Here is a 3,586-nt window from a genome sequence, read left to right as displayed (position 1 = left end):
TACGGCCAGTTCATCCGCGACGACGGCCCCCGCGGTCACGCCGGGAAGAAGGGCACGCCCACCATGGGCGGCCATGAGCCGCCCGCCGGTAGCCGGGTCCAGACCCGACGTCGGCTCGTCCAGGAACAGCACCCGGGGATGGGCCAGCAGTTCCACCGCGATCCCGGCCCGTTTGCGCTCGCCACCGCTGAGCGTGCCGACGCGCTGTCCCGCGCGGTCGAGGAGCCCCAGCTCCCGCAGCACCCGGTCGACGGCCGCCGGGTCCGCGCCGCGAAGTCCCGCCGCGTACTCCAGGCTGCGGCGCAGCTCCAGTCCCTGATGCACGATGTCGTCCTGCGGGACGAACCCGAACGGGACCGCCGCGGCGCCCGGTTCCCGGCCGTCGTGGCGCACCCGTCCGCTGCCGGGCCGCCGGATTCCGGCGAGCGTCTCCAGCAGCAGGGTCTTGCCGGCGCCGCTGCCGCCCGCGATGCCCAGGACCTGCCCCGGTCTCACATCGAGTGTGACCCCGCGCAGGACCTCCCGGCCGCCCCGGAGCCGCAACCCCACTCCGTCGGCCGCGATCCCCGCCCCACTGTGGGCCTGTCCGGTCTGTGTCATCAGCCACCCGCTCTCCTGCCCCGGCTCCGGACGCGGGGGCCACAGGACGTCCCCAGCCCTGCCCCGAAGTCGCCCCCCGCACACCTGCCCTGGTCAATGAGGGCGTCCCGATGGGCATCCCGGTGGAATCGAACGGCCGGGCGCCGCGACTGTTGAGCGATTCGGGGCACGGTCGCACGGTGCGGTCGCGCGGACGGTCGCGTGACACGGCATGGTCGCGCGGGCGGTCGCATGGCATACGGCGCGGTCGCACGGTGCGGTCCGCACGGACGGTCGCGTGACACGGTGCGGTCGTACGGCGGGGTCGCGCGGGGTGACGATCCGTCGGACGCACACCGCCGGGCCGCCCGGGGAGCGGCACCCGGCAGCCGCGCCGGCACGCGCGGACCGGTGGGAACCCCCTCTGCGGGCCGGGGCGTTTCCCCCGGCTCTCCCCTCAACTGGTCTGTACCTTCTAGGGTGTCGGGTGACCGGGCGTGCCCAGCGCCCGTGTCCGTCTGGGAGGTGCCGGTGCCCGCTCGTCGTTCCCTGCTGCTCGGAGCCGGCGGTGCCGTCGTGGCCGCCGCGCTGCCCGGCACGGCCCACGCCGCCGCGGCCGTGTCGCCCGGCCGGCCCCTGAGGCTGCCCTCGCCCACCGGCCGGTACCCGATCGCCACCCGGGCCTTCCCGGTGGTGGACCGCACCCGTACCGATCCCTTCGCGCCCCGGTCCGGGCCACGTGAACTCATGGTCCAGCTCTGGTTCCCCGCCCCTGGGACCGGCGCCGCCCACGCCCGCTACACCCACCCCGGGACCGCGGCGGTCCTGGAGAACACCTGGGGCGCGACGCCCGGCTCCCTCGCCCGGATCCGCACAGGTGTCCCCGAGGCCCGCCGCCCGGTCCGCCGGCCCACCCTGATTCTGCTCAGCCACGGCCGGGGCTCGGTGCGCGCCCTGACCACCTCGCTGGCCACCGAACTCGCCTCCCACGGTCATCTGGTGGCGGCCGTCGACCACACCCATGACGCCGCCGCCGTCCACTTCCCCGATGGCCGGCTGATCCTCGGCACCCTGCCCGCCGTGCCCGACGACTGGGACGCCCAGGACCGCCTGGAGACCGGGGTACGGGCCGCCGATCTGCGCACCGTGGCCGATGTGCTGAGCGTCCGTCATCCCATCAAGCCCCGTATCGGAGTCCTCGGCCACTCCATGGGCGGCCCGGCGGCGGCCGAGGCGATGCGCCAGGACCGGCGATTTCTCGCCGGACTCGACCTCGACGGGGGGCTGTTCGGGACCGCCGTCGCCGACACCGGCCTGGACCGGCCCTTCCTGCTGCTCGCCTCGTCACCGGACCATGAGACCTGGGCCCGCTGGCGTGCCGCGCACCAGGGCTGGGGCCGTCAGTTGCGACTCATCGGCGGTGGGCATCTCAGTGGTACCGATCTGCCCCACTACGCCGAAGCCATCGGGCTGCCCGCGCACTGGCGGGACTCCCTCGGTACGCTCGCGCCCGACCGCGCCACCGCCGCCGTCCGCGCCTACTCCGTCGACTTCTTCGGGCGCTTTCTCGCCCAACGCCCGGCTCCCCTGCTGCGGGGCCCCTCCAGCCGCTTCCCCGAGATCACCTTCCAGTGGGCCCGAGGGGAATGACGCCGCGATCCGGCCGCACCTGCCTCGGCGCCGGCGCCGCCGAAGCGGCCGGGGCGGAAGAACGGCGCCCGCCCCGGCCCGACCCGTCAGCCGGCCCCCGGCGAATCCGGCTGCGCCGGTGACTCCGGCGGCTCCGGGGGCAGCACGCCCGCCGGGAACCGCTCCACCCCGATGATCCGGCGGCACACCGACGGCTGGACCAGCACGCTCACCCGGCGCTCCCCGGGGACCCGCATCTCGAAGCGGTCGGTGCCCAGATATTTGCGGGCGAGCCGGTCGATGTCCCGGTCCGCCTCCGCCCCCTCGACGAAGCGGACGGCGCGGCCCCTGATCTGGACCCGGTCGTAGGGGTCATCCCGGTCGGCCTGCGACAGATACAGCCGGGGGTCGTGCCGCAGATTGCGTTCCTTGATGCGGCCGATGGCGGTGTTGAACAGCAGCAGATCCCCCTCGATGCCGAGCCACATCGGACTGACGTGTGGCGCTCCGTCCGGACAGACGGTCGCGACGTACCAGATATGGGAACCCGCCGCCCGCGCGCGGATCTCCGGACTCATCACGTCCATGTCTCACCTCTCGGCCTAAGGGCCCTCACCGTACGAGACCGGGCCGCGTGACCACCACCACTCCGGCGAACCGCCTGATCCCGGGCCCCGGACGGGCCCGCGGCCCCGGTGGCCACCTGGGCGGCACCCCGGGTACGCGCGGTTCACCCGAATGCCCCGCCTCACCCGCTTCCGCATGGGTAGATCGTCCGCGCAACGCGACACAAGGGGGCGTCTGCCGGACCGCCGCCCCCGCGCTCCGCTCAGGCATCCGACCCGAAGGTGATCACATTGCCCGCTGCCCAGCCGCCGAGCTTTCCGGACATCATGGACGACCTCAACGACTCCTGGTGCCACACCCCGTGGAAGGCATCGGAGATGACCCACGACGGCGTGGCCTATCACGGGGTCTTCGACATCGATCTGGCGGCGGACGTCAGCGAGCGGGCGCCCTACCGCCCCGTGCTGCACGGCTCGATCGTGTCCCAGCTCGTCTCGTACCACACCCTCGCCTCCATGCTGTTCGCCTACACCAACAACCACGACGCAGCGCTGGCCGCCCTGCCGAGGGTGGCGCTGGTCGAGGCGAAGAGGCGGTTTCTGGTGACCTCGCTCCAGGTGTCGCTGCATGAGCCGGTGTTCGAGAGCCGGGTGCCGCTGAAGCTGACCGTGGAGCGGTACACCGACAAGTGGGAGAGCCACCGGATGGTGTTCGCCGCCGTGTCCGTGGAGGTCGCGGGCGGCAGGCACACCGCGCGGCTGGACGGCTGCGCGAACTTCCGGGACGCCGTCGACAGCTGACGAGGGAGGGC

The 3,586-nt window shown here is 73.8% G+C and carries 3 protein-coding genes and 1 pseudogene; 2 read left to right on the top strand and 2 right to left on the bottom strand.

From position 1 onward, the window contains the following. Positions 1–117 precede the first annotated feature (117 nt). Positions 118–600 (bottom strand): annotated as a pseudogene (locus ACWF94_RS36445) (ATP-binding cassette domain-containing protein); the annotation flags it as partial. A 510-nt stretch (positions 601–1,110) separates the two neighbouring features. On the opposite strand from ACWF94_RS36445, the gene ACWF94_RS36440 reads away from it, so the two are divergent. Next, positions 1,111–2,229 (top strand): alpha/beta hydrolase, encoded by a 1,119-nt coding sequence (locus ACWF94_RS36440; RefSeq protein WP_453498853.1) that lies wholly within the window; start codon positions 1,111–1,113, stop codon positions 2,227–2,229. A gap of 86 nt (positions 2,230–2,315) precedes the next feature. Here ACWF94_RS36440 and ACWF94_RS36435 read toward each other — a convergent pair whose 3' ends face one another. Further along, positions 2,316–2,795: a PPOX class F420-dependent oxidoreductase gene (locus tag ACWF94_RS36435; RefSeq protein ID WP_453498850.1), complete on the bottom strand. Its 480-nt coding sequence runs from the start codon at positions 2,793–2,795 to the stop codon at positions 2,316–2,318. Positions 2,796–3,065: 270 nt separating this feature from the next. On the opposite strand from ACWF94_RS36435, the gene ACWF94_RS36430 reads away from it, so the two are divergent. Next, positions 3,066–3,575, top strand: a complete 510-nt coding sequence (locus tag ACWF94_RS36430) for a hypothetical protein (RefSeq protein WP_453498847.1) — start codon at positions 3,066–3,068, stop codon at positions 3,573–3,575. The last annotated feature ends 11 nt before the right edge of the window (positions 3,576–3,586 follow it).

The sequence above is a fragment of the Streptomyces sp. NPDC055078 genome, assembly GCF_053607985.1.
The sequence above is the reverse complement of the archived record's forward strand: the minus strand, read 5'-3'. Positions and strand labels throughout refer to the sequence as shown.

Excerpts from the sequence above, each read along its gene's own strand:
- ACWF94_RS36435 (WP_453498850.1), bottom strand. The coding sequence starts at position 2,795 with ATGGACGTGATGAGTCCGGAGATCCGCGCGCGGGCGGCGGGTTCCCAT.